Annotated in this window: 1 protein-coding gene; it reads right to left on the bottom strand. The window is 66.5% G+C overall.

From position 1 onward, the window contains the following. Positions 1–248, bottom strand: a 248-nt coding sequence (locus EQG76_RS27845) for a hypothetical protein (protein ID WP_159718320.1), incomplete at both ends; no start/stop codon positions are given.

The raw sequence follows: 248 nt of genomic DNA, 5'->3' as shown, positions 1-248 counted from the left end.
GCAGGAGCGGGCGCAGCAGGAGGTCATATTCCTGGATGGCCTCGGTCATCCGCCCGACCGTCACCTCGAGCGTGCGGCGCAGGCCTGGGCCACGCAGCGCCCGGGCGCGGGCGTTCTCGAAGTAGCGGTCGAACAGGCGCATGTAGTTGGCATTGGGGATCAGGAACTGCATCGAGGCGTCGAGCGTCGCCCAGGTCCGGCTGATCCGCATGAAGGTCCAGCTCGGCTGGACCTTGTACTTGTACAGG

The sequence above is a fragment of the Geminicoccus flavidas genome, assembly GCF_009806515.1.
Taxonomy (GTDB): Bacteria; Pseudomonadota; Alphaproteobacteria; order Geminicoccales; family Geminicoccaceae; genus Geminicoccus; species Geminicoccus flavidus.
Note: the sequence above shows the minus strand (reverse complement) of the source record. Positions and strands in the feature narration are given on the sequence as shown.